The organism is Curtobacterium phyllosphaerae (assembly GCF_049341865.1).
Lineage (GTDB): Bacteria > Actinomycetota > Actinomycetes > Actinomycetales > Microbacteriaceae > Curtobacterium > Curtobacterium phyllosphaerae.
The window spans coordinates 355351-381793 of the sequence record NZ_JBMPIU010000003.1 but is presented as its reverse complement, the minus strand read 5'-3'; the positions used below and the strand labels follow the sequence as shown (position 1 = coordinate 381793).

19 protein-coding genes are annotated in these 26443 nt (G+C 71.2%); 7 read left to right on the top strand and 12 right to left on the bottom strand.

Annotated features, from left to right (window positions below; all coding sequences use genetic code 11):
- Window positions 1-199 precede the first annotated feature (199 nt).
- The 3 genes from ACO0E0_RS07385 (at window position 200) to ACO0E0_RS07375 (ending at window position 4883) form a co-directional block, all read left to right on the top strand.
- Entirely contained in the window at window positions 200-1411 is a 1212-nt protein-coding gene (locus tag ACO0E0_RS07385) for an HRDC domain-containing protein (protein WP_422870896.1), read from the top strand.
- Between the two features lie 77 nt (window positions 1412-1488).
- A complete protein-coding gene (locus ACO0E0_RS07380) occupies window positions 1489-2736 on the top strand; it encodes a thiolase family protein (RefSeq protein ID WP_422870754.1) in 1248 nt (415 codons plus the stop codon).
- Between the two features lie 2 nt (window positions 2737-2738).
- Window positions 2739-4883 (top strand): 3-hydroxyacyl-CoA dehydrogenase NAD-binding domain-containing protein, encoded by a 2145-nt coding sequence (locus ACO0E0_RS07375; protein ID WP_422870753.1) that lies wholly within the window; start codon window positions 2739-2741, stop codon window positions 4881-4883.
- A 128-nt stretch (window positions 4884-5011) separates the two neighbouring features.
- Here the strand turns inward: ACO0E0_RS07375 and dxs are convergent, their stop codons facing one another.
- The 5 genes from dxs to dut form a co-directional block, all read right to left on the bottom strand.
- Entirely contained in the window at window positions 5012-6961 is a 1950-nt protein-coding gene (gene dxs, locus ACO0E0_RS07370) for a 1-deoxy-D-xylulose-5-phosphate synthase (RefSeq protein WP_422870752.1), read from the bottom strand.
- 175 nt (window positions 6962-7136) lie between these two features.
- Entirely contained in the window at window positions 7137-10001 is a 2865-nt protein-coding gene (locus ACO0E0_RS07365) for an aconitate hydratase (RefSeq protein ID WP_422870751.1), read from the bottom strand.
- 127 nt (window positions 10002-10128) lie between these two features.
- Entirely contained in the window at window positions 10129-10980 is an 852-nt protein-coding gene (locus tag ACO0E0_RS07360) for a DUF3159 domain-containing protein (RefSeq protein ID WP_422870750.1), read from the bottom strand.
- Between the two features lie 45 nt (window positions 10981-11025).
- Complete coding sequence (locus ACO0E0_RS07355; protein WP_422870749.1) at window positions 11026-11733, bottom strand: DUF3710 domain-containing protein; 708 nt, start codon at window positions 11731-11733, stop codon at window positions 11026-11028.
- Window positions 11730-12266 carry a dUTP diphosphatase gene (gene dut, locus ACO0E0_RS07350; protein ID WP_422870748.1) on the bottom strand — a complete coding sequence of 179 codons (537 nt, stop codon included), beginning with the start codon at window positions 12264-12266 and terminating at the stop codon, window positions 11730-11732. Before dut ends, ACO0E0_RS07355 begins: the two co-directional genes overlap by 4 nt.
- A gap of 91 nt (window positions 12267-12357) precedes the next feature.
- Between dut and ACO0E0_RS07345 the strand changes: the two genes are divergently transcribed.
- Window positions 12358-12789 carry a DUF3093 domain-containing protein gene (locus ACO0E0_RS07345; protein WP_422870747.1) on the top strand — a complete coding sequence of 144 codons (432 nt, stop codon included), beginning with the start codon at window positions 12358-12360 and terminating at the stop codon, window positions 12787-12789.
- A 113-nt stretch (window positions 12790-12902) separates the two neighbouring features.
- Here the strand turns inward: ACO0E0_RS07345 and ACO0E0_RS07340 are convergent, their stop codons facing one another.
- Complete coding sequence (locus ACO0E0_RS07340) at window positions 12903-13202, bottom strand: DUF4193 domain-containing protein (RefSeq protein ID WP_422870746.1); 300 nt, start codon at window positions 13200-13202, stop codon at window positions 12903-12905.
- Between the two features lie 256 nt (window positions 13203-13458).
- Here ACO0E0_RS07340 and sepH point away from each other — a divergent pair, with 256 nt between their 5' ends.
- Complete coding sequence (gene sepH / locus ACO0E0_RS07335) at window positions 13459-14589, top strand: septation protein SepH (RefSeq protein WP_422870745.1); 1131 nt, start codon at window positions 13459-13461, stop codon at window positions 14587-14589.
- Between the two features lie 83 nt (window positions 14590-14672).
- Here the strand turns inward: sepH and ACO0E0_RS07330 are convergent, their stop codons facing one another.
- On the bottom strand, window positions 14673-15818 hold the full coding sequence (locus tag ACO0E0_RS07330) for an alkaline phosphatase family protein (protein ID WP_422870744.1): 1146 nt from the start codon (window positions 15816-15818) through the stop codon (window positions 14673-14675).
- Window positions 15819-15880: 62 nt separating this feature from the next.
- Between ACO0E0_RS07330 and ACO0E0_RS07325 the strand changes: the two genes are divergently transcribed.
- Window positions 15881-18400, top strand: coding sequence for a DNA gyrase/topoisomerase IV subunit A (locus ACO0E0_RS07325; RefSeq protein ID WP_422870743.1), 2520 nt, complete (start codon window positions 15881-15883; stop codon window positions 18398-18400).
- 72 nt (window positions 18401-18472) lie between these two features.
- Here ACO0E0_RS07325 and ACO0E0_RS07320 read toward each other — a convergent pair whose 3' ends face one another.
- Window positions 18473-20563, bottom strand: a complete 2091-nt coding sequence (locus ACO0E0_RS07320; RefSeq protein WP_422870742.1) for a DNA gyrase/topoisomerase IV subunit B — start codon at window positions 20561-20563, stop codon at window positions 18473-18475.
- A 204-nt stretch (window positions 20564-20767) separates the two neighbouring features.
- On the opposite strand from ACO0E0_RS07320, the gene ACO0E0_RS07315 reads away from it, so the two are divergent.
- A complete protein-coding gene (locus ACO0E0_RS07315; protein WP_422870741.1) occupies window positions 20768-20995 on the top strand; it encodes a DUF7455 domain-containing protein in 228 nt (75 codons plus the stop codon).
- 169 nt (window positions 20996-21164) lie between these two features.
- Here ACO0E0_RS07315 and ACO0E0_RS07310 read toward each other — a convergent pair whose 3' ends face one another.
- The 4 genes from ACO0E0_RS07310 to ACO0E0_RS07295 form a co-directional block, all read right to left on the bottom strand.
- On the bottom strand, window positions 21165-21932 hold the full coding sequence (locus tag ACO0E0_RS07310; protein WP_422870740.1) for a hypothetical protein: 768 nt from the start codon (window positions 21930-21932) through the stop codon (window positions 21165-21167).
- Entirely contained in the window at window positions 21929-23209 is a 1281-nt protein-coding gene (locus ACO0E0_RS07305) for a MurT ligase domain-containing protein (RefSeq protein WP_422870739.1), read from the bottom strand. Before ACO0E0_RS07305 ends, ACO0E0_RS07310 begins: the two co-directional genes overlap by 4 nt.
- Window positions 23210-23215: 6 nt before the next feature.
- Window positions 23216-24649 carry an RNA polymerase sigma factor gene (locus tag ACO0E0_RS07300; protein ID WP_422870738.1) on the bottom strand — a complete coding sequence of 478 codons (1434 nt, stop codon included), beginning with the start codon at window positions 24647-24649 and terminating at the stop codon, window positions 23216-23218.
- 314 nt (window positions 24650-24963) lie between these two features.
- A complete protein-coding gene (locus ACO0E0_RS07295; RefSeq protein ID WP_422870737.1) occupies window positions 24964-26286 on the bottom strand; it encodes an MFS transporter in 1323 nt (440 codons plus the stop codon).
- Window positions 26287-26443 lie beyond the last annotated feature (157 nt).

The following is a 26443-nucleotide window of genomic DNA, read 5'->3' as shown; positions in this document are numbered from 1 at the left end:
AGCCGCGCCCGAGCCCCCGTCCACCAGGACCCCGGCCACGGCGCCGGCCGCCCCCCGCCGCTCCCGCAGCCGCCGCGCCAGCCGCGCTGCCGACGACTCCGCCCCGCGCACCGGACACCCCCGCGTCGCACCCCCGGCCCCGGCCCCGGCCCCCACGGAGGAGGCCGGCGTCGAGGACGCGCACGCGACCGTCCAGGTCATCGAGGACCGTCCGACCTACCTGGCCGCGGTCGCCGCCATCGCTGCCGGGACCGGTCCGATCGCGGTCGACGCGGAACGGGCGAGCGGCTTCCGGTACTCGCAGCGCGCGTACCTGATCCAGGTGTTCCGGCGCGGTGCCGGTGTGTTCCTGTTCGACCCCGTCGCACTCACCGCCGCGACGGACTCCGGCCTGCCCCGCGACGCCTTCCCCGAGCTGCAGGCCGCGATCGGCGACGAGGAATGGGTGTTCCACGCCGCCAGCCAGGACCTGCCCTGCCTCGACGAGGTCGGACTCGTGCCCGCCCGGATCTTCGACACCGAGCTCGGCGCACGCATCGCCGGACTCCCCCGTGTCGGCCTCGGTGCCGTGGTCGAGGAGCTCCTCGGCGTCCACCTCGCCAAGGAGCACTCGGCGGCCGACTGGTCGACCCGCCCGCTCCCCCAGGCCTGGCTCGTCTACGCCGCGCTCGACGTCGAGCTGCTCGTCGACCTCCGGGACGCGATGGCGGGACGTCTCGCCGCGGCCGGCAAGACCGAGATCGCGGCCCAGGAGTTCGACGCCGTCCTGCACCGCGCCCCGAAGCCCCCGAAGGCCGAGCCGTGGCGGAAGCTGTCCGGCATGCACACCCTCCGCGGGCAGCGCGCACTGGCGATCGCCCGCGCGATGTGGCTCGCACGGGACGCCTACGCCCAGCACGCCGACATCGCCCCGGGCCGCACGATCCCGGACGGCGCGATCGTCGCCGCCGCGGCCGCGAACCCCGCCACCCGGAAGGAGCTGGCGAGCATCAAGTCGTTCACCGGCCGGGCGAGCCGCAGCGAGATCGACCGCTGGTGGTCCGCGCTGGAGGACGGCCGCGCGACCACCGACCTGCCGAGCATGCGCGGTTCGGGTGAGCCGTCCCTCCCGCCCGCTCGTGCGTGGGCGGACCGCAACCCGGCCGCCGATCGCCGGTACAAGGCGGCGCGGGCCGCTGTGACCGCCAGGGCGACGGAGATGGACATCCCGGTCGAGAACATGCTCACGCCGGACACGCTCCGGCAGGTCGCGTGGGAGCCGCCGGCGACCGTCGACGCCGCGTCCGTGGGCGCTGCCCTGACCGCGCTCGACGCCCGCCCGTGGCAGGTGGCGGAGCTCGCCGCGCGGATCGCGGACGCCTTTGTCGCAGCGGCACAGCCCGACGCGTCGGGCGCCGAGTCGACCTCGTAGGAAGTCCCCAACCGTTGTGCTCGCACGGAGTGCGGGCGGATAGCGTCGCACCCGATCGAGGAAGATCTGGAGGCACTGTGACCAAGGCATCAGACGTCGTGTTCGTCGACGGCGTACGCACCCCGTTCGGCCGAGCCGGCGAGAAGGGGGTGTTCTGGAACACCCGGGCCGACGACCTCGCCACGCACGCGATGCGCGGCCTGCTCGACCGGAACGCGTCGCTCGACGGTGCCGCGGTCGACGACGTCGCCGTGGCGGCGACCACGCAGCAGGGCGACCAGGGGCTGACGCTCGGCCGGACCGTGGGGATGCTCGCGGGCCTCCCGAAGTCGGTGCCCGGGTACGCGATCGACCGCATGTGCGCCGGCGCGATGACGAGCGTCACCACCCTCGCCGGCGCGATCGCCTTCGGTGCGGCGGACATCGCCATCGCCGGCGGTGTCGAGCACATGGGACGCCACCCGATGGGCTTCGGTGCCGACCCGAACCCGCGGTTCCTCGCCGAGCGCATGGTCGCCGGTGACGCCCTCGTGATGGGCAACACCGCCGAGCGGCTGCACGACCGGTTCCCCGCGATCACGAAGGACCGGACGGACGCGTACGCGCTCCGCTCCCAGCAGCGCTACCAGGCGGCCTGGGAGGCCGGGAAGCACCAGCCGGACATCATCCCGGTCGCGACCGCGACCGACAGCGGGTGGGACGTCATCGACCGCGACGAGCCGCCGCGCCCCGGCACCACCCTGGAGGCACTGGCCGCGTTGAAGACGCCGTTCCGGCCCCACGGACGGGTCACCGCCGGCAACGCCGCGGGACTCAACGACGGATCGACGATGGCGCTGCTCGCGTCCACCGCCGGGGCGGCGGAGCACGGGTTGGGCGTCAAGATGCGGATGGTGTCGTTCGCCTTCGCGGGTGTGGACCCCGAGGTCATGGGCGTCGGGCCGGTCCCCGCCACGGACAAGGCCCTGCGGAAGGCCGGTCTGACCATCGACGACATCGGGCTGTTCGAGATCAACGAAGCGTTCGCGGTCCAGGTGCTCGCGTTCCTCGACAACTACGGCATCCCCGAGGACTCCCCGGACGTCAACCCATGGGGCGGTGCGATCGCGGTCGGCCACCCGCTGGCGTCGTCCGGTGTCCGGCTGATGTCGCAGCTCGCGGCGGAGTTCGCCGAGCGCCCGGACGTCCAGTACGGCATCACGACGATGTGCATCGGCCTCGGACAGGGCGGCACCGTCATCTGGGAGAACCCTCACCACTCGCGAAGTGCGGCGCGTGCTGCGCGTTCCGCACGTCCGGCACGTTCGTCGCGGAAGGCGGCCTGACCATGACCGACACCACCACCACGCCGTCCGACCGCCTCGAGGAGCTCTCCGCGGACGAGGTCGTCACGAATGCCTTCGTCAAGCACGTCTCGCTCCCCTCGGGCGGCACGCTCGCGCTCATCACGCTCGACAACGGCAAGGACTTCAAGCGCCCGAACACCCTCGGTCCGCGCTCCCTCCGTGCCTTGTCCGACACCCTCGACCAGGTCCGTGCCTCGGCGTCGCGCGGCGAGATCCGGGCCGCGGCGATCACCGGCAAGCAGTACTGCCTCGCTGCCGGCGCCGACCTGTCGCAGGCCTCGCAGGTCCCCGACCGCGCAACGGCGCTGGCCCTGGCGCAGCTCGGACACGCCACGCTCCGCAAGCTCGGCGACCTGGGTGTGCCGTCGTTCGCGTTCGTGAACGGCATGGCGCTCGGCGGCGGCCTCGAGGTCGCGCTGCACTGCACCTACCGGGCGTTCTCGTCCGCGGCGGCCGGCATCGGCCTGCCGGAGGTGTTCCTCGGCATCATCCCCGGCTGGGGCGGGGCGACCCTCCTCCCCCGGCTGATCGGCCCCGAGCGGGCGCTCAAGGTCATCGTCGAGAACCCACTGAAGAACAACCGACTCATGACCGGGCCGCAGGCCGTGGAACTCGGGATCGGCGACGAGCTCATCGGGTCCGCCATGTTCCTCACCGACGCTCTCGCATGGGCCGATCGTGTCCTGACCGGCGCGGTCAAGGTCGCGCGCCCGTACGAACCCGGCATCGCGCAGAAGGCCACGTGGTCCACGGTCGTCAAGGTCGCGCGCTCGCAGGTGGCCGAAAAGATCGGCACCGTGCCGACGTCCCCGTTCCGCGCGCTCGACCTCGTCGCCGGTGCGCGGTCGGGGTCGCTCGACGACCGGTTCGCCGACGAGGACGAGGCACTCGCCGACCTCATCACCGGCGACCAGTTCGCCGCGTCGATGTACGCGTTCGACCTCGTGCAGAAGCGTGCGAAGCGGCCCGTCGGCGCACCGTCCGCCGAACCCCGGACGATCACGAAGGTCGGCGTCCTCGGCGCGGGGCTCATGGCGTCCCAGTTCGCGGAGCTCTTCGCACGGAGGCTCGGCGTCCCCGTGGTGATCACCGACCTCGACCAGGACCGCGTCGACGCCGGTGTGGCACGCATCCACGCCGCGATCGACGCCCTGCTCGCCAAGGGCCGCACGAGCCCCGACGACGCGAACCGGTTCAAGGCGCTCGTGTCCGGGTCGGTGTCGCTCGAGCCGTTCGCCGATGCCGACTGGGTGATCGAGGCGGTGTTCGAGGAGCTCTCCGTCAAGCAGGAGGTCCTCGCCCGCGTCGAGCAGATCATCGCACCGGACGCGATCCTCGCCACGAACACGTCGTCGCTGTCCGTCGACGCGATGGCGTCCGCGCTGTCCTCGCCGGACCGGCTGGTCGGGTTCCACTTCTTCAACCCCGTGGCCGTGATGCCCCTGGTCGAGGTCGTCCGCGCTGCGGCCACCTCGGACGAGGCCGTGTCGACAGCGCTCTCGGTCGCGAAGCTCCTCAAGAAGACGGCGATCATCACCGCCGACCGCCCGGGCTTCGTCGTGAACCGGGTGCTCGCCCGGGTCCTCGGCGAGGCGATGCGCGGCGTCGAGGAGGGCACGCCGTTCGATGTCGTCGCCGCGGGAGCCGCCCCCCTCGGCCTGCCGATGTCGCCGTTCGAGCTGCTCGAACTCGTCGGGCTCCCCGTCGGCGCCCATGTCCTCGACTCGCACCACGAGGCCTTCCCGGACCGCTACCACCCGGGCGACGGTCTGAAGCGGCTCGCGTCGTTCGGGCACATCACCACGCGGGACAAGAAGGGCAGGGTCACCGGGTACGACCCCGCCGCGGTCAAGCTCGTCGCCCCGTCGAAGAAGGACGCGTCGCCGGTCGACGCTGCCGAGATCCAACGCCGGTTCGAGGACGGCCTCGCGGACGAGCTCCGACGGATGCTCGACGAGGGGGTCGTCACCGCGGTCGAGGACATCGACCTCGGGATGGTCCTCGGTGCGGGGTACCCGTTCCACTCCGGTGGGATCAGCCCGTACCTCGACCGGACGGGAGCGTCCGAGCGTGCGGCGGGTGGGCCGTTCCACACCCCGAAGGTGGTCGGTCCCGCGTCGCGCTGACGCATCGGCGCGGCCTGTCCCGCCCCGGCCGCCCCGTGCCGCCCCGGCCGCCCCGTGAGTGAGCAGGAATCGTCGGGTCAGGCCGCCGCACTCGACGATTGCTGCTCACTCATCGGCGGCGGTGGCCCTCAGGCACGGCGCGCGGCGGACTCGCGCGACGACGTCGGCACGGGCTTCGCCTTCGGGAGCTTCGTCCCGACGACCTGGTCGATCACGTCGCGGGCGATCGCCTGCGCCGAGAGCCCGACGTCGGCCAGGATCTCGGACCGCGAAGCATGGTCGATGAAGGCGTCCGGCAGGCCGAGTTCGTTGACGCCGGTGTCGACGCCGGCGGCTCGGAGGTCTTGGCGGAGCCGCGTCCCGACACCGCCGACACGGACGCCGTCCTCGATCGTGATCACGAGCCGGTGGTCGCGGGACAGGTCCACGACCGACCCGGGGATCGGCACGACCCACCGCGGGTCGACGACCGTCGCGCTGATGCCCTGGCCGTCGAGCAGCGTCGCGACCTCGAGCGCCGTCGGCACCATCGACCCGACTGCGACGATGAGCACGTCGCCCGCTCCCGAGGCGTCAACGGCGTCGCGCAGCACGTCGACGCCGTCAGGGAGTCGCCGGACCGCGGGGATGTCCGGGCCGACGGACCCCTTCGAGTACCGGAGCACGGTCGGAGCATCGTCCACCACGACGGCCTCGGCGAGCTCCTCGCGCAGCGTCGCGGCGTCCCGCGGCGCGGCGAGTCGGATCCCGGGGACGACCTGCAGGATCGCGAGGTCCCACATCCCGTGGTGCGACGGCCCGTCCGGCCCGGTGACCCCCGCGCGGTCGAGCACGAACGTGACCCCGGCTCGGTGCAGCGCCACGTCCATGAGCACCTGGTCGAAGGCCCGGTTGACGAACGTCGCGTAGAGCGCGACGACGGGGTGGAGCCCTCCGAACGCGAGCCCGGCGGCGGTCGTCACGGCGTGCTGTTCCGCGATCCCGACGTCGTACACGCGGGTGGGGTGCCGCTCCTGGAATCGGTGCAGCCCGGTCGGCCGGAGCATGGCCGCGGTGATCGCGACGATGCGCTCGTCGGCGTCCCCGAGGCGTGCGAGCTCCTCGGCGAACACACCGGTCCACGTCGCGCCGCCCGCGGAGTCGAGTGACTCCCCGGTCTCCGGGTCGATGTGCCCGACGGCGTGGAACTGGTCCGCCGTGTCGCGGAGCGCCGGTTCGAAGCCGTGCCCCTTCTCCGTGATCGCGTGCACGATCGTCGGCGCGCCGTAGTCCTTGGCCTGCCGGAAGGCTGCTTCGAGCGCCTGCTCGTCGTGGCCGTCGACCGGCCCGATGTACTTGATGTCGAGGTTCGAGTACAACGCCTCGTTGTTCGTGAAGCGGGAGAGGAACCCGTGCATCCCGCCGCGGAGCCCTCGGTAGACAGCGCGCCCAGGGTGCCCGAAGTGGCTCGCGAACCGCTGCGTCCGCTCGTACATCTCGCGGTACTCGCGTCTGGTCCGCACCTGGTTGAGGAACCGCGCCATCCCGCCGATCGTCGGGGCGTAGGAGCGGCCGTTGTCGTTGACGACGATCACGAGCCGACGGTCGTTGTCGTCGGAGATGTTGTTGAGCGCCTCCCACGTCATCCCGCCGGTGAGCGCGCCGTCGCCGACGACCGCCACGACGGTCCGGTCGGCCTGGCCGGTGAGCTGGTACGCCCGCGAGATCCCGTCGGCCCACGAGAGCGACGACGACGCGTGCGAGGACTCCACGATGTCGTGCTCCGACTCGCTCCGCTGCGGGTACCCGGCGAGACCGCCCCGCTCCCGTAGGTGCGAGAAGTCCTGCCGCCCGGTGACGAGCTTGTGCACGTACGACTGGTGCCCGGTGTCGAACACGAACGGGTCCCGCGGCGAGTCGAAGACCCGGTGCATCGCGAGCGTCAACTCGACCACGCCGAGGTTCGGGCCGAGGTGCCCGCCCGTCTTGGCGACCGCCGACACGAGGAACCGCCGGATCTCGGCAGCCAACTCCACCATCTGGGTGTCGGAGAGACGCTTCAGGTCGCGTGGCGACCGGATGCTCGACAACAGACTCACGGACGCTCCTTTCGTGCGGCAGGGAGGTTCAGTGTATGCGCGCGACCGTGGGACGGACGGGAGGCGCGGGCCGGGCCCGCCACGCGTGTTGCAGTCCGCAACCGGCGGACGGACGGGAGGCACGGTGCCAGCTGGCACCGTGCCTCCCGTCCGTCAGGTGGTGGCGGTCCGCCGCCTACACGAGCGACCGCAGCACGTACTGCAGGATGCCGCCGTTGCGGTAGTAGTCGGCCTCGCCGGGGGTGTCGATCCGCACCACGGCGTCGAACTCGACGGCGCTCTTGCCGGCCGGCGAGTGCTCGGACGGCTCGGCCGTGACGTGCACGGTCTTCGGCGTCGTGCCCCCGTTCAGCGCCTCGAGGCCCGTGATGGACACGGTCTCGGTGCCGTCCAGTCCGAGCGAGTCCGCGGACTCCCCGGCCGGGAACTGCAGCGGGACGACGCCCATGCCGATCAGGTTCGACCGGTGGATCCGCTCGAAGCTCTCGGTGATGACCGCTTTGACGCCGAGCAGGTTCGTGCCCTTCGCCGCCCAGTCGCGCGACGACCCGGAACCGTACTCCTTGCCGCCGAAGATGACGAGCGGGATGCCCGCGGCCTGGTAGTGCTCGGAGGCGTCGTAGATGAACGCCTGGTCGCCGTCGGCGGTGGTGAAGTCACGGGTGTACCCGCCTTCGACCCCCGCCCCGCCGTTCTCGCTCGCGAGGAGCTGGTTGCGGAGCCGGATGTTCGCGAACGTGCCGCGGATCATGACCTCGTGGTTGCCGCGGCGGGACCCGTAGGAGTTGAAGTCCTTGCGGTCGACGCCGTGCTCGGCGAGGTACTGGCCGGCCGGGCTGTCCGCCTTGATCGACCCGGCGGGCGAGATGTGGTCGGTCGTGACGGAGTCGCCGAGCTTCGCGAGGACGCGAGCGCCGGTGATGTCCGTGACCGGGGTGGTCTCGATCGTCAGGCCCTCGAAGTACGGGGGCTTCCGCACGTAGGTGGAGTCCTCGGACCACTCGAACGTGTCGCCCACCGGGGTCGGCAGGGACTTCCAGCGCTCGTCGCCCTCGAACACCGACGCGTACTCGTGCGTGAACATGCCGGTGTCGATTGAGGTGTCGATGACCTGCTGGACCTCGGCCGCGTCCGGCCAGATGTCCTTGAGGTAGACGTCCGCACCCGCGTCGTCCTGCCCGAGGGCGTCGTTGTCGAAGTCGAAGTGCATCGACCCGGCCAGTGCGTACGCGATCACGAGGGGCGGCGACGCCAAGTAGTTCATCTTGACGTCGGGGTTGATCCGACCTTCGAAGTTGCGGTTCCCGGAGAGGACCGCGGTGACGGCGAGGTCGTTGTCCTGGACCGCCTGCGAGATCTCGTCGGGCAGCGGGCCGGAGTTCCCGATGCAGGTCGTGCAGCCGTAGCCGACCGTGTAGAAGCCGAGGTCCTCGAGGTACCCGGTGAGCCCGGCCTTCTCGTAGTAGTCGGTGACGACCTTGGACCCGGGCGCGAGCGTGGTCTTGACCCACGGCTTGCTCTTCAGGCCCTTCTGCGACGCGTTGCGCGCCAGGAGTCCGGCGGCGAGCATGACGGACGGGTTCGACGTGTTCGTGCACGACGTGATCGCGGCGATCGCGACGGCACCGTGGTCGATCGTGAACGGGTCGCCGTCGGTCAGCGCGACCTCGACCGGCTTCGAGGCGGTGGCGGGGGCACTCGATGCGAAGCGAGCGGCGTGCGCGGGCTTCGCCGACTCGGTGTCGGAGAGGGTCTCCTCGTCGCCCGGGGACGCCGCCACCGGGTCGGACGCGGGGAAGGTGTCGGCGATCGCCTGGTCCTCCTCGCTGTGGTCGGCACTCGCGTAGTTCTCCAGGTCGACCTCGAACTGGGACTTCGCGCGGTCGAGCTCGATCCGGTCCTGTGGGCGCTTCGGGCCGGCGATCGACGGGACGACGGTGCCGAGGTCGAGCTCGAGGTACTCCGAGTAGTTCGGCTCGACGGAGGGGTCGTGCCAGAGACCCTGGAGCTTCGAGTAGGCCTCGACCAGCGCGATCTGCGACTCGTCGCGCCCGGTGAGCCGCAGGTAGTCGAGAGTGACGTCGTCGACGGGGAAGATCGCCGCCGTGGAACCGAACTCCGGGCTCATGTTGCCGATCGTGGCGCGGTTCGCGAGCGGCACGGCGGCCACGCCGTCACCGTAGAACTCGACGAACTTGCCGACCACGCCGTGCTGCCGGAGCATCTGCGTGATGGTGAGGACGACGTCGGTCGCCGTGACCGCGGCGGGGATCGAGCCGGAGAGCTTGAACCCGACGACCTTCGGGATGAGCATCGACACGGGCTGACCGAGCATCGCGGCCTCGGCCTCGATGCCGCCGACGCCCCAGCCGAGCACGCCGAGGCCGTTCACCATCGTGGTGTGCGAGTCGGTGCCCACCAGCGTGTCCGGGTAGGCGAAGAGCTCGCCGCCGATCGTCCGCGTGTAGGTGACCCGGGCCAGGTACTCGATGTTGACCTGGTGCACGATGCCGGTCCCCGGCGGCACGACCTTGAAGTCCTCGAACGCGGTCTGGCCCCAGCGGAGGAACTGGTAGCGCTCCCCGTTCCGCTCGTACTCGATGTCGGTGTTGCGCTGCAGGGCGTTCGCCGTGCCGAAGAGGTCGGCGATGACGGAGTGGTCGATGACCAGCTCGGCCGGGGCCAACGGGTTGATCTTCGTCGGGTCGCCGCCGATGTCCGCCATCGCCTCGCGCATGGTGGCGAGGTCGACGATGCACGGCACGCCGGTGAAGTCCTGCATCACGACGCGGGCCGGCGTGAACTGGATCTCGGTGTCGGGCTCGGCGGCCGGCTGCCACGACCCGAGCGCACGGATCTGCGACTCGGTGACGTTCGCGCCGTCCTCGGTGCGGAGGAGGTTCTCGAGCAGCACCTTGAGGCTGTACGGGAGCGTCTCGTGGCCGGGGACGGTGTCGATGCGGTGCACCGCGTAGTCGACGTCCCCGACGGTCAGCGTGTCCTTCGAACCGAAACTGTCCGGATGTTGTTCTGCAGCCACCGTGCCGCCTCCTTGCTGATCGGGATGCCCTCGTCGTCGTGGGCCGCGGATGGTCCCACCAGCGAGACGAGCCTAGGCCGGGCGCGGGGTGCGCGCGCGACGAAGTGTCTTGATGTCGAGATAGATCCTACACCGCGTCCGGCCCGGCAGGACCGTTCCGCGGAGGCGCGTCCTCGGGGGCGGTCGACCGGAAGACGGCGCGCACGAGCAACCACGTCACCCACAGCAGCCCCGCGTAGAGCGGGACCCCGGTGATGAGCTTGATCCCCGCCAGCAGCTCGACCTCGGCGGCCAGGTACAGCGGGATCTCGATCGCCAGGCGGAGCGCGAAGAGCCCGGCCCAGAGCCAGGTCGCGACCGTCAGGACCCGTCGCTGGGCGGCGTCGTCGCGCCAGTCGTCGGCATCGGGGAGCAGCAGGCCGACGACGATCCCGATGAGCGGTCGGCGGATCGCGAGCGTCACGAGCAGGACGAGCAGGCTGACCGCGTTGATCACGATGCCCGGGATGAAGTTGCTCTCGGCCCGCCCGGTGATGAGCGACAGCCCGGCCGAGATCGCGACGCCGAGGATCCCGGCGAGCGACGTGGCGAGCGACTGGCGCTGCAGCAGCCGGACCGCGACGAACACGAGCGCGACGACCACCGGGATCACGACACTCGGCACCAGCTCGTGGGTGATCGCGTAGACCACGAGGAACGCGAACCCCGGCAGGATCGACTCGGCGAGACCCCGGACGCCCCCGACCGCAGTGAGGAGCGCTCGACCGGACGGCGCCTCCCCGGGTCGCACCTGGGCGATCCCGGCGCGGGACACCGCGTCGCGGAGCTGGGCGCCGATCGACAGCGGCTCGGCGTGCTCCGCCGCTCGCGGGTCCGCCGCCCGCCGGTCCGCCGCCCGCCGGTCCGCCGCCCGCCGGTCCGCCGCCGGGGTGCCGGACGCACCGGCCGTGTCCGGCGCGTCGTCGTCGGGTACCTGCACCGTGCCTCCAGTCCGGATCGTCCGTGTGTGCCGCGCCGCGCCGGGTCAGACGCCCGACGTGGGCGTCGACTTCGGCATGTGCAGTGGGATGAGGTCGCGCGGCGGCATGGCGGTCTCGCCGCGGACGACGACGACGCTGCGGAACAGTTCCTCGATGTCGTCGGCGGCGCTCGGGTCCTCGGCCGCCCGGCCGGCGATCACGCCGCGCAGGAACCAACGGGGGCCGTCGACGCCGATGAACCGCGCCGGACGGGTGTCGTTCGTCACCCCGTCCTCGCCGACGACCGGGACCGCGGCGTGGAGCTCGAGCCCGAACGGACCGTCGACCTCGGTGGCCACGCCGCCCTGACGCTCGATCTGCTCGGCGATCTGGGCGCGGATCTCGTGCCAGAGGCCGGTCGAGCGCGGTGCGGCGAACGGCTGGACCTGGAGGGTCGACTCGTCGTAGTCGAGACCGACGGCGACGACCCGCTGGGTCTCCTCCTCGACCTCGAGGCGCAGGTGCAGGCCTTCGCGCGGCAGGATCTTGACGCCGCCGAGGTCGACGTACGGGCGGACCGGGTTGGCCTCGGTCTCGTCGAGCGGCCCGAGCTCCTCACGGTCCGCCGGCGCCGACTTGTCGGTCGACACGATCGCGGTCGACCCGTCGAGTTCCGCGTCGGCCTCCGTCGCGATGTCGACCTCGGGTGTCGTCTCGGCGAGCTCGACCTCCTCCGACGGCGCGGTGCCCTTCTTGCCTCTGCCGATCCTCATGCCTGGTTCCCTTCGTGGTCCTGGTCGCGCGCCGCACCGCGCTGGTCGTCGCGCGCCGCACCGCGCTGGTCCTCCGGCGTCGCTCCGCGCTCCGGGGTCGCCCCGTAGCCCGACGAGCCGAATCCGCCGTCACCACGGACGCTCTCGGGGAGCGCGTCGACCGGGACGAACCGGACGCGCGGCACGGGCAGCACGATCATCTGTGCGATGCGGTCGCCGACGGCGATCGTGTACGGCTCGGTCGCGTCGGTGTTCAGCAGCGCCACCTTGACCTCGCCACGGTAGCCCGCGTCGATCGTGCCCGGCGCGTTGACGATGGTGATCCCGTGCTTGGCCGCCAGCCCGCTCCGGGGCACGACGAAGGCCGCGTGGCCGTCGGGAAGGGCGATCCGGAGTCCGGTCCCGACGAGCCGACGCTCCCCCGGCGCGAGCACGAGGGACTCGGCCGACACGAGGTCGGCGCCGGCGTCCCCGGGATGGGCGTAGTCGGGGGCGTTCTGCCCGGTCCAGAGCACATCGACGGTCTCGGTCACGTGACGAGGGTAGTGCACGCGGCGTGGAGGTCCGCGGGATGCTCGAGCACCCGTGGAGAACCGTCCCGGGAACCCGTGGTCGAATAGGGGCGTGACCGTCTACCGCGAACGCCTGTGGGCGCCTTGGACCCTCTACCTCGCCACCGCTCTGGTGATCCCCGCGAGCCTGCTCGTGTTCCTCCCGATCAACCGGACGGTCGGCGTCGTGGTCGCGATCGGCATGTACGCGGGTGCCGTCGTGCTGCTGCAGCTCTTCGCGTCCGTCATCGAGGTCACCGACACCGAGTTCCGCGCCGGACGCGCCCGGCTCCCCCGGTCGGTCGTCGGCGAGGTCGTCGGCTACACCGGACCGGCCGCGACGACCCAGCGCGGCCCGTCGCTCGACGCCCGCGCGTGGGTCCTCTTCCGCGGGTACGTCCGCGACGTCGTCAAGGTGCAGGTCGTCGACGACCAGGACCCGACCCCGTACTGGCTCGTGTCCGTCCGGCACCCGGAGCGGGTCGTCGAGGCCCTCCGTTCCTGAGACGAGGTGCCGTCCGGTCGCCGCGGACAGCCGGGAGGCGTCGGTGCGGACACGACGACGGCGCCGGTCCCCGAGTGGGGAACCGGCGCCGCCGTCGTGTGAGGGTGGTTGCGCTAGAGGGACGCGCACTCCACGCAGATCGGTCCGAGCTTGGTCTCGTGGTCGAGCTGCGAGCGGTGCTTGACGAGGAAGCACTCCACGCAGGTGAACTCGTCGACCTGGGGCGGGAGCACCACGACGTCGAGGTCGACGTCGGAGAGGTCCTGCCCCGCGAGCTCGAAGCTGCCGGGGTTGTCGGCGTCATCGACGTCCACGACCCCCGACATCTTGTCGGGGACGCGCTCCTTGAGAGCCTCGATCGACTCGGAGTCGGAGTCGTCGGTCTTCCGAGGGGCGTCGTAGTCGGTGGCCATGCCCATCCGTTCTTGAAGTGAGGGGGGTCGTCGCCGGAATCGGCGGCGACAGTTTGCATCACCGGGACGCTATTCGCAAACCGGGTTTCCAGCCCGGATGCGATCCGGTGTCGCTGGCGGTGCAACCCCCGTCACGCCGCTGCCATTCCCAGGTCGCGATCGGCGCTCATCCGCGCGGCGCGCCCACGATCTCCCGAGGAACACGCCCTCGGTGAGGCACACTTCCGACGGTACGCACGCAGCGGAAGGCGGACAGATGCAAGACGTCAGAGTCATCGGTGTGGAAGCCGGAGCGCTCCTCCTGGCGACCGATCAGGGCAGCGAGTTCCGGCTCGGGGTCACCTCGTCCCTCCCGGCGCAGGTCCGTCAGGCGAACCCGGACGCCGGACCGCAGAAGCGGGTGTCCCCGAAGGACGTCCAGGCGCGGATCCGCGGCGGGCTCTCCGCCGAGCAGGTCGCCGAGACGATGGACGTCGACGTGGAGTACGTCCGCCGGTTCGAGGGCCCGGTCCTCGCCGAGCGCGCGTTCATCCTCGACGCCGCCGGCCGCGTCCCGCTCGCGCCGCGCGCCACCGGACGCCACGGCGAGGAACCGGGTCCCGGCACGTTCGGCGAGGCGATCGCCGATCGACTCGCGGCCGGGGACGCCACCGACATCGCGTGGACGAGCTGGAAGCACCCCGAGACCGGCTGGCAGATCCGGGTCGCGTTCACCGCGGCCGAGGTCGACCACGAGGCACAGTGGCGTTTCGACCCGAAGACGTCGATGCTGACGCCCGAGAACCCCGACGCGCACCGCCTCACCCACGACGACGAGGACGAGGGCCTCACCCCGCGGCTCCGCGCCGTCGAGTACGGCGACGACGACACCGACTCGACCCGGTTCGACTCCGGTGCGTTCCACGTCGACGGACCTGAGGACCGCGAGCGCGCCGACCGCGTGCTCGATCCGGAGGTCGCTCCGGACCGCGGCGGGGCCGAACGTCCCCCGGTCGACCGGCACCTGCGCGCCCCCCTCCCCCGCATCGGGACGGCTCCGGTCGAGGAACGCGCGCCGGGCAACGAGACGGCGGACCTCCTCGAGGCACTCCGTCGTCGTCGTGGCGAGCGGGAGTCCGCGACCTTCGCGGAGCACTCCGACGGCTCCGGTCGGATCGACGGCCGACGCGGATCGGTCACCGTCGTCGACATCCCCCTCGACATGGGTGAGGACGACGTGTCCGACACCGCCGAGCACCCGACGCTCGACGACCGCTCCGCCGCCCCCGCATCGGCACCCGAACCCGGGTCGGACGGTCGGCCCGAGCGCCGGAAGCGCGCACGTCGGTCCATGCCGAGCTGGGACGAGATCGTCTTCGGCACCCGCTCGGACGACGACCTGGCCTGACCCCGACACACCGGCCTGACCCCGACACACCGGGCTGACCCCGACCCACCGGGCTGGCCCGGACCTTCCGGGCTGACCCCGACCTACCGGGCGAAGGCGCCGGCCAGCACGAGCGGGACGAACGACTCGTCGTCGGACATCCCGCCGTGCTGGCCGATCATCCGCTTCGGTGTGCCCGTGACCGCCCGGTCGTCGTTGTGCGCCCATGCGCCGCGCGACACGACGACGACGTCGCCGATGCGCGGCACCACGCGCGGGTCGACGGCGCCGAACCACCCGGCGTCGATCGCCTCGGCCCGCGACGCGGTCCACGCGCGTCTGCCGGCTCGTTCCCGCCACCGGGCGACGAGGGCATCGACGTCGGTCCCCGGTGCGACCGTGAGCTGTCGGCACCGCGGGTCACCGGCGACGGCGACGACGCCCTCGAGCAGGTCGTCGTCGATCGCCACGTTCGACTCCTCGGGCACGTCGAGGATCCCGTGGTCGGCGGTCACGAGCATCCCGACGTCCGTCGGGAGCGTCCGGGCGAGCCGCTGCAACTCCGCGTCGAGCGACTCGAGGGCGCGCGTCCACCGATCGGACTGCCAGCCCTGCTTGTGCGCGATGCTGTCGAGCTCCGGGACGTAGAGGTACACGAGCGTCGGAGCCGACGTCGACACCGCGTCGAGCGCCGCATCGACCCGCGCCGGGACCGAGTCGGCGTCGACGTAGGTGGAGCCGCCCAGCACGCTCCGGGTGAACCCCGACGAGTGGTAGCGGGCCGGACCGACCGCACGGACTGCGACTCCGGCCTCGGACGCGGCCGAGAACACCGTCGGGCGGAGCAACCAGCCCGCGGGGACCTGGTCGTCCCACCCGCCGAGCAGGTTGACGACCGTCCCGGACTCCGGCTCGAAGCCGCTGTAGCCGACCACGCCGTGCTCCCCGGGCGACGCCGACGTGGTGAGGGTCGTGAGCGCAGCGGCGGTCGTGGTCGGGAACCCGCTCCGCATCCGCCGACCGCCTGCGGCCAGGAACCGGGCGTGCCCCGCGCGTGCGGCCAGCGCGTTCGCGCCGAGGCCGTCGACGAGCACCACGACCGCCGAGCGCGCGGGACGGAGCGCGATCCGGGCCTCCCGTCCGAGCATCGCGGTGGCGACCGCGCCCTGCCCCATCGCCACGAGGCAACTCGGCAGGACGTCGGCGAGGTTCGCGGCGTCGTTCGGGACGCTCGGTACGATCGAGGGCATCAGGAACAGTCTCGCAGACGGCCGGGGCTGGCTCGTCGGCCGGATCCCGGCAGAGAGGTGCCATGGCACGCACGGACACAGTCGGCCTCCCCGACGGCGAACGGATCGAGGACGTCGACGTCTCCGACGAGATGCAGGGATCGTTCCTCGAGTACGCGTACTCGGTCATCTACTCGCGGGCACTCCCGGACGCCCGCGACGGCCTGAAGCCCGTGCAGCGACGCATCCTCTACCAGATGGCCGAGATGGGCCTCCGGCCGGACCGCGGTCACGTCAAGTCGGCCCGCGTCACTGGCGAGGTCATGGGCAAGCTGCACCCGCACGGCGACGGCGCGATCTACGACGCACTCGTGCGCCTCGCACAGGACTTCACGATGCGCGTCCCGCTGATCGACGGGCACGGCAACTTCGGGTCGCTCGACGACGGCCCGGCCGCCGCCCGCTACACCGAGGCCCGGCTCGCCGAACCCTCGATGTCGATGACGGAGGGCCTCGGTGAGGACGTCGTCGACTTCGTCCCGAACTACGACAACCAGCTCATGCAGCCCGGCGTGCTCCCGGCCGCGTTCCCGAACCTCCTCGTCAACGGCGCGTCCGGCATCGCGGTCGGCATGGCCACGAACATGGCGCCGCACAACCTCGGCGAGGTCGTCGAGGCCGCGAAGCACCTCCTGCAGCACCCGGACGCCACGCTCGACGAGCTCATGGAGTTCGTGCCGGGGCCGGACCTGCCCTCCGGCGGCACGATCGTCGGGCTCTCCGGTGTCCGGGACGCCTACGCCACCGGCCGCGGCACGTTCCGCACCCGCGCGAAGGTGAGCGTCGAGAGCATCACGCCCCGGAAATCCGGACTGGTCGTCACCGAGCTGCCCTACCTCGTCGGTCCGGAGCGGATCATCGAGAAGATCAAGGACGGCGTCCAGAACAAGAAGCTGTCCGGCATCTCCGACGTCAACGACCTCACCGACCGGAACCACGGACTGCGGCTCGTGATCGGCATCAAGACGGGGTTCAACCCGACCGCCGTGCTCGAGCAGCTGTACAAGCACACCCCGCTCGAGGACGGCTTCGGCATCAACAACGTCGCCCTCGTCGACGGCAGGCCGCAGACCCTCGGGCTGAAGGAACTGCTCGAGGTCTACGTCGCGCACCGACTGTCCGTCGTGACACGTCGGTCTCAGTACCGGCTGGCGCGCCGACGGGAACGGCTGCACCTCGTCGAGGGACTGCTCATCGCGATCCTCGACATCGACGAGGTCATCGAGGTCATCCGCTCGTCCGACGACTCCGACGCGGCCCGACGACGCCTGCAGGAGGTCTTCGACCTGTCCGAGGTGCAGGCCGAGTACATCCTCGAGCTGCGGCTCCGTCGCCTCACCAAGTTCTCCCGGATGGAACTGGAAGGCGAACGCGACGACCTGCTCCGGCAGATCGCGGCCCTCGAGGAGCTGCTCTCCTCGGACGCGCGGCTCCGCACCCAGGTCGCGACCGAGCTGACCGAGGTGTCGGACCGGTTCGCGACCCCGCGGCGCACCCTGCTCACCGAGGCCGACGCCCCGGTGCGCGGCGGCCGCAAGGCCGCGGTCGAACTCGAGATCGTCGACGCCCCGACCCACGTGCTGCTCTCGACCACCGGGCGACTGGTCCGGGTCGACGTCGCGCCGGTCACGGACGGCTCCGACCGGGTGGCCCGGACCCCCAGGCGGTCGAAGCACGACGCCGTCCGGTCCGCCGTCGCGACCACGGTCCGGTCGTCGGTCGGGGCGCTGACGAACCGGGGACGGATCGTCCGGTTCTCCCCGGTCGACGTCCCGGCGGTCCCACCGGCGTCGATCCGACTCGATGCCGGGGTGCGCGTCCGCGACTACCTCGGCCTGCCGTCCGGCGAGACCGCCGTGGCACTCGTCGACTTCACCGCCACCGACTCGCTCGCGATCGGCACCCGGCAGGGCGTCGTCAAGCGGGTCGTCGCCGACGCATGGCCCGACAGACCGGACTTCGTCGTGATCGGCCTGAAGGACGGGGACGAGGTCGTCGGCGCCACGCAGGGCTCCGAGACCGACGACGTCGTGTTCGTCACCACGAACGCGCAGTTGCTCCGGTTCCCTGCCGGCGCCGTGCGCGCGCAGGGTCTGCCGGCCGGCGGTGTCGCCGGGGTCGCCCTCGCCGCGGGGGCGACCGTCATCTGGTTCGGGACCGTCGCACCGACGGACGACGTCGTCGTCACCACGGTGTCGGTGTCCTCGTCGACGCTCCCCGGGACCGATCCCGGACGTGCGAAGGTGTCGGCGTTGTCGGAGTTCCCGACGAAGGGCCGCGCGACGATGGGGGTCCGCGCACACGCGTTCCTCAAGGGCGAGGACGCGCTGTCGGTCGCCTGGGCCGGGGTCGCACCCCCGCACGCGGTCGGGCCCGACGGCGCGGCGCGGACGCTGCCGGACTGGCTGTCGAAGCGGGACGGTTCCGGGAGTCCGCTCGAGAACGTCGTCGGGAGCATCGGCGCGGCACCGTCGTCGGCCGGGTCGCCCGGGTCGCCCGGGTCGCCCGGGTCGGCTGGGTCGGCCCTGTCGCCCGTCGAGTGAGCAGCAATCGTCGAGTCGCGGCACGTCACCCGACGATTCCTGCTCACTCATGGGCGCGCACGGGCCGGGGCGCTACGTGTCGATGCGCTCCAGGTCGAGGCCCTGCCCGGCGAGGATGAACTCCTTGCGCGGCGCGACGTCGTTCCCCATCAGCAGCTCGAACACCCGCGCGGCGTTCTCCGCGTCGGAGACCCTGACCCGCCGCAGCGTGCGGTGGGCGCGGTCCATCGTCGTCTCGGCGAGCTGGTCGGCGTCCATCTCGCCGAGACCCTTGTAGCGCTGGATCGGCTCCTGGTACTTCTTGCCGGCCTTCTCGAGCTTCTTGAGCACGCCCTGCAGTTCCTGCTCGGAGTACGTGTAGACCATGTCGTTCGCCTTGCCGCGGTTCAGCACGACGACACGGTGCAACGGCGGGACGGCGGCGAACACGCGGCCCTCCTCGATCATCGGACGCATGTACCGGAAGAACAGCGTCAGGAGCAGCGTGCGGATGTGTGCGCCGTCGACGTCGGCATCGCTCATGATGATGACCTTGCCGTAGCGCGCCTGGTCCAGCTCGAACGAGCGGCCCGAGCCGGCGCCGATCACCTGGATGATCGACGCGCACTCGGTGTTGCTGAGCATGTCGCTCACCGAGGCCTTCTGCACGTTGAGGATCTTGCCGCGGATCGGCAGGAGCGCCTGGTACTCGCTCGTCCGGGCCAACTTGGCGGTCCCGAGCGCGGAATCGCCCTCGACGATGAACAACTCGGTCGACGCGACGTCGTTCGACCGGCAGTCCGCGAGCTTGGTCGGCAGCGACGAGTTCTCGAGCGCGTTCTTCCGGCGCTGCGTCTCCTTGTGGGCTCGGGCGGAGATGCGGGACTTCATCTCCGCCACGATCTTGTCGAGCAGCACGGCGGACTGCGCCTTCTCGGTGCGCTGCGTCGACGTCAGGATCTCGGTGAGCCTGGTCGACACGACGTTCGCCACGATCTGTCGGACCGCCGGCGTGCCGAGGACCTCCTTGGTCTGGCCCTCGAACTGCGGCTCCGGCAGGCGGACGGTCAGCACTGCGGTCATCCCGGCGAGGACGTCGTCCTTCTCGACCTTGTCGGTCCCGACCTTGAGCTTCCGGGCGTTCGCCTCGACCTGGGCGCGGACGGCCTTCATCACGCCGTTCTCGAACCCGGCCTGGTGCGTGCCGCCCTTCGGCGTCGCGATGATGTTGACGAAGCTCCGGAACACGGTCTCGTAGCCGCCGCCCCAGCGCAATGCGAGGTCGACGTCGCACGAGCGCTCGACCTCGGTGGACACCATGTGCCCCTTCGTGTCGAGCACCGGCACGGTCTCGGTGAAGGTGCCCGTCCCCTGGATCCGCCAGACGTCGGTGACGGCGGTGTCGGGCGCCAGGTGGTCGACGAATTCGCTGATGCCGCCGTCGAACCGGAACCGCTCGACGACCGGGCCGCCGTCGCCGCGCTCCTCCGCCGGTCGGTCGTCGGTGATCGTGATGCCGAGCCCGGGCACCAGGAACGCGGTCTGTCGTGCCCGGTTCGTCAGCCCGTCGATGCTGAACGCGGCGTCGCGCGTGAAGATCTGCCGGTCGGCCCAGTACCGGACCCGCGACCCGGTGACGCCCCGCTTGACCTTGCCGACCACGGCGAGCGAACTCCCGGACGTGAAGGGCGCGAAGGGCGAGTCCGGGCCGACGCCGTCCGAGTCGTCGAAGGTCCCCGGCTCGCCGCGGTGGAACGACATGGCGTACGTCTTGCCGTCGCGGTCCACCTGCACGTCGAGCCGCTCGGACAGGGCGTTCACGACCGAGGCGCCGACACCGTGCAGTCCGCCCGACGCCGCGTAGGAGCCGGACCCGAACTTGCCGCCGGCGTGCAGCTTCGTGAACACGACCTCGACGCCCGTCAGTCCGGTCTTCGGTTCGATGTCGACCGGGATCCCGCGGGCGGTGTCCCCGACCTCCACGGACCCGTCGGCGTGGAGCCGGACGGTGATCTCGTCGCCGTGTCCGGCGAGGGCCTCGTCGACGGAGTTGTCGATGATCTCCCAGAGGCAGTGCATGAGCCCGCGCGAGTCCGTCGACCCGATGTACATGCCCGGCCGCTTGCGCACGGCCTCGAGGCCTTCGAGCACGGAGAGGTGGCGGGCGTTGTAGTCGGAACTCACCTCCCGAGCGTACCCAGCACGCCGGACACTCCCCCGGCAACACCCCGTCCGCGGGCCGTGCCGGGCGGACGGCACCCCGGCACTGGGGGTGCGCCGTCCGCGGTGAGCGAAACAGACCGTCCGCGATGCATGGTTCTCAGGTCGGCCGTGTTCAAATGGGGACACCAACACCGGCACCGCCTCCGATCAATGAGGAGCACAGCAATGACCCAGACCGTGCAGGACCTCTCCATCGACGAACTCTCCAGCAACCAGCTCACGGCTGCCGACCGCTGCGACAGCTGCGGAGCGCAGGCGTACATCCGCGCCACCATGGCCAGCGGCGAGCTCCTGTTCTGCGCCCACCACGGTGCGCAGTTCAAGGACAAGCTCGCGGCGACCGCCATCGAGTGGCACGACGAGACGAGCAAGCTGTACGACGACGCTCGCTGACACAGCAGCAGCGCGCCCTCCGACAGCCGAGGCACGAGCGGCCGGTTCCCCACCAGGGAGCCGGCCGCTTCGTCGTCCCGACGCTCGAGGATGCGCGATGCGGACAGACGGACGGGAGGCGCGGGGCCAGCCCGGCCCAGCGCCTCCCGTCCGTCGCGGGCGAGCGCCGTCAGATGCGCTTGAAGGCCTTGTCGACGTACCGCTCGATCGTCGCGCGCGCCTTGGCGGCGTACTCGTCGACCCGGCTGGTCTGCGTCCGGTCGGGGTGGTACTCCACCCCGAGCCGGGTCGTGGCGGCACGGAGCACGGCATCGGTGAGGTGCGGGTTCAACGGCAGCAGTGGGCCCTGGGTGTGCGTGCCGAACGACACGGCAGCGACGGAGCCCTCGGTCGTCGAGCCGTCCTGGTTGCCGCCCCCGGAGACGACATCGGCGAACACCGCATCCGGGTCGGTGTTCTCGATCGTCGTCGCGTGGTCCTCGAACCCGGCGACGCGACGGTCCGGTCCGACGCCCGGGTAGCGGGTGTCGAGCAGGAAGTAGTTCACCCGACGTGCGGCACCGCGGACCGCGCGCGCATCGAACACGCCGAGCCCGGACACGACGGTGCCGTCGGTCGCGACGACCTCGCGGGTGGCGAGGTCGTAGCCGCCGCCGACGGCCACCACCGGGACGCCGCTGCCCCGCATCGCGCGGAGCGACTCTGCGATCCGCGCCGGGTCGTCGCCGAGCGACCGCATCGCGCTGAGCGGGCCGTTGCCGATGACGACGAGGTCGGCGTCGGTCGGTACCGGATCGCCCGGTGCGTACGTCTGGACCGTGCTGTCGATGCCGGCGGCGGCGGCCCGGGCGACCAGCGCGGTCACGTTGCCGCGGTCCCCCGACACACCCATCTGGCGCGGGTACACGTGCAGGATCGTGAGCCGGTCGGCGCTCATGCCGTCTTCTCCAGATCGGGGTGGCCGAGGGCCTTCCGCGCGATCATCATGATCTCGTAGTTGACGATGAAGTTCTTCGTGCCGCGGGACGTGCGACCGAGGGCCTGCATCGCCCGGATGGCCTTCTCGACGTCCGGCTCGACCGTGCCGATGCGGACTCCGGCGTGCTCGAGCGCCAGGGCGATCTGCCAGGCCTTGTCACCCGACACGACGTCGACGTGGTCGAGCGCCGAGAAGTCGATGTCGTAGATCCACGAGATGTCCGGCGTGCCCTCGTCGATGGCCATGAGGACCTGCTCCGGCGCAGCGTCGAAGGCGTCGAGGTTCAGCTGCAGGCTCGCGGCGTTCTTGAACATCGTGAACTCCGCGGACTCGTCGCCGATCGGCAGACGTTCGCCACGGCCGTACGCGGGCTTCATGCTCCGGAACGCCGAGGTCACGGACGCCGCGGAGAACCGCGCACCGAGTGCCGCACTCGCCGTCGCGGTCGCCGCGGCGGCGTCGACCGCGTAGTGCAGTCCGCGTGCGGGGAGCCGGACCGGGATGTCGGTGCCGTCGAACCGGATGACGGCCCCGTCGCCGCTGTGCTCGACGACCTCGGCGTCGGCGGACGTCGCGCCGGGGGCGTCGACGCCGGCATCCTGGCTCGGTCCGGCGAAGTCGTCGGCGTTCTGCAGGCCGTTCGGAGCGGCTGCCACGATGGCCTCGCTCGCGCCGAACCGGAGCACGCGCTGGCTCGGACCGCCCACGTAGGCGTCGAGGAACTGGTCGTCGTGGTTCGTGACGACGGTGCGGCTGCTGGTCGCCGCCGTGTCGAGCATCATCGTCGCGACGCGCTCGGTCTCGAAGAACCGGTACAGCTGGTCGACCTGGACGTTCAGCATCGTGACCGTCGACGGGTGCAGGATCCCGGAGAGCTCGACCGCGAAGGCCTCGTCGACCTCGAGGATGCCGATGTCCGCCTTGAGCCGACCCGTCAGTCCGACCTCGGAGAGCAGCGCGGACGCGATGCCCTGCGGGAGGTTCGCGCCGGACGGGTTCGTGAAGACCCGGAGTCCGTGCGCCCGCATGATGTCGGAGATCATGTGCGTCGTCGTCGACTTGCCGTTCGAGCCGAGCACGAAGACGATCCCGTTCGGGAACTGCTTCGTGACGTGCTGGAGGAAGTCCGGGACGAGCTTCATGACGATGAAGCCCGGGTAGGCGGACCCGCCGCCCCGCGCTCTCGCGAGGGCACGGAGGATCCGCCCGATCAGGATCGGGATGACGAAACGCATGCCGGCTTACTCGAGGTAGTCGCGGAGCGACTGCGACCGCGACGGGTGGCGCAGCTTGGCCATCGTCTTTGACTCGATCTGACGGATGCGCTCGCGCGTGACGCCGAACGTGTCGCCGATCTGGTCGAGGGTCTTCGGCATGCCGTCACCGAGCCCGAAACGCATCCGGATGACGCCGGCCTCGCGCTCGGACAGGGAGTCGAGGAGGCTCTCCAGCTGCTTCTGCAGCATCGTGAACCCGACCGCGTCCGCCGGCACGACGGCCTCGGTGTCCTCGATGAGGTCGCCGAACTCGCTGTCGCCGTCCTCGCCCAGCGGGGTGTGCAGCGAGATCGGCTCGCGCCCGTACTTCTGGACCTCGACGACCTTCTCCGGGGTCATGTCGAGCTCGCGGGCGAGTTCCTCGGGCGTGGGCTCCCGACCGAGGTCCTGGAGCATCTGGCGCTGGACGCGAGCGAGCTTGTTGATGACCTCGACCATGTGTACCGGGATGCGGATGGTGCGCGCCTGGTCCGCCATGGCACGGGTGATCGCCTGACGGATCCACCACGTGGCGTAGGTGGAGAACTTGAAGCCCTTGGTGTAGTCGAACTTCTCGACGGCACGGATCAGGCCGAGGTTGCCCTCCTGGATCAGGTCGAGGAACTGCATGCCGCGGCCGGTGTAGCGCTTGGCCAGGGACACGACGAGCCGGAGGTTCGCACCGAGGAGGTGCGACTTGGCCCGCTGGCCGTCGCGCGCGACCCACTTGAGCTCGCGTTCCTCCTGCTTGGAGAGCCCGGTGACGTGGGAGAGCTTGTCCTCGGCGAACAGGCCGGCCTCGATCCGCATCGCGAGCTCGACCTCCTCGGCGGCGTTCAGCAGGGCGACCTTGCCGATCTGCTTGAGGTAGTCCTTGACCGGGTCCGCTGTCGCACCGGTGATGGTGGTCGAGTAGACCGGGACCTCGTCGTCGTCGTCCTGCGAGATGACGAGCGCTCCGGCCGGGGCAGCGGCTTCGGGCGTGGCCTTGTCGTCGTCCTCGGTGTCGTCGGCGTCGGACGCGACGTCCTCGGGCTCGACCGCGTCGGTCGGCTCGACGGCGTCGTCCGCGTCGTCGCCATCGGCGCCCGAGGCCTTCTTGCCGCGGGTGGCCTTCGGCGACGCTGCCTTCGGTGTCGCCGCCTTCGTTGCCGACGCCTTGGGCGCAGCCGCCTTCTTGGCGGCGGGCTTCTTCGTCGCGGGCGTCGTGGCGGTCTCGTCGGCGGCGGTCTCGTCGGCGCCGGTCTCTTCGGCGGCGGTCTCGCCCGCCGTCCCGGCCGCCTCGGTGGCGCTGGCCTTCGAGGCGCGCTTCCTGGGGGCGGAGGCGCTCGATGCGGGCGCGTCCGTCTCAGCGGCGTCCGTCTCGGCCGTCGTCGTGGTGTCCTTGGTGGGATCGATCGTCGTGCTCCGGGCAGCCATTGCGATCACCTCTCTCGTCATGTCACGTTCACGGGTCGTGACGCCCCTTCGGACCCGGCCCCCACCCCGCTCGGTCTGGCGCTCCGGGCAGCATGAGGACCCATGTCAAGTCCCCTGCGATCGGCGCGGTCGGATCGACCTTGCGATGTGCGGGGCCCAGAACGGGTCCATACGACATTATTGCACGTCTCCGTCCCGCGATCGTCCTCCGGTCCGGAGTCTTCGTACCCCGACCGTGGATCGGTCGGGAGTCTCCGTCCCGCGATCGTGGATCGGTCGGGAGTCTCCGTCCCGCGATCGTCCGTCGGTCGGGATCAGGGCCGCGATCTCCGTCGAAGCCGTGCAACGAGTGCAACCCACAGCGGACCGACGCGTATTCCCTCCTCGGCGTGCATCCGGGCCCGTGTCCGGCGCCGAGTGTGCAGCAACATGCCGACACCGAACCCGACCACGACGTACTGCACCAGCAAGGCGATCCGGAACGAGGACCATGCGAAGACCGGCGCCCCCGTCACCGTGTGGGCGGCGTCGAGGATCGTCCCGATGCAGAACATCATCACGAACGCTGCGAGGAACCCACCGACGTTCACCACCCCGTTCGCCGACCCGAGCGACCCGACCGGGTTGAACGTCCTGGCGAAGTCGAACCCGATGAGCGAACCGGGTCCCCCGATCCCCATCGCCACGACCAGCAGCACGAGCAGCCACGTCGGCGGGTGCCCCGGCCACAGCAGCACCGCCGTCCACACCACCCCGAGGAGGACCACGATCCCGAGCACGAGATTCGAGCGACGGAACGGGAACCGCGCACACAGCACGCCGATCAGTGGCCCGGCGACGAACCCGACGACGACGATGACCGTGAGGAACGAGGCCGCGACCGGAGCCGGGTAGCCGAGGCCCTTCTCGAGCATCGGCACGCCCCAGAGCAGGCTGAACACGGTGCCGGACGACTGCGTCACGTAGTGCGACCAGAACCCGAGCTGGGTTCCGGGTCGCCGGAGCGCCTGCCGGAAGGTCGAGAACGCGCCGCGCCAGGACCCCGGCAGCGGGATGGCGTCGGTCCGCACGACGATCGGACCGTTCCGGACGAACACGGCGACGAGGACGATCCCGACCGCCCCGACCGCTGCGGCGACACCGAACGCCGGCGTCCACCCCGCCGCGTGCAGCAGCACCGCGAACGGGAACGCGGAGAGGATCTGCCCGACCTGGCCGAGGTTGCCGGTCCACTGCGAGATCTGTGGGAGGAGCGGACCGGAGAACCACATGGGCAGCAGCCGGATCACCGAGATGAACGTCATCGCGTCGCCCGCGCCGACGAGGACCCGGCCCGCGATGGCCGGACCGATCGAGGGTGAGAGCGCGACGACCGCCTGGCCGAGCGTCAGCAGGACGGCGCCGCTGAGGACGAGGCGGCGGGGACCGATCCGGTCGAGCATGATGCCGACCGGGACCTGCAGGGCGGCGTACACGGCGATCTGCACCACCGCCAGGGTCGAGAGCACGGCCGCGGTGACGCCGAACCGCTCCTGCGCGTCGACCCCGGACACACCGAGGGATGTGCGCTGCAGGATCGCGAGGACGTACGCGAGCACGGCGACGCCCCACACGATCCAGGAGCGGCGGGAGTTCATCGCGTCCAGCGTATCCACACACGAAGGGGAGGCACGGAGCACGTCCGGCGCACGGCCTCCCGTCCGTTGAGCGGTCCGCGTCGCTGTTCTCTGCCCGTCAGCTGGTGGGCGGTGTCGGACGCGGCGCACGGCCTCCGGTCCGGTGGGCGGTGCCGGA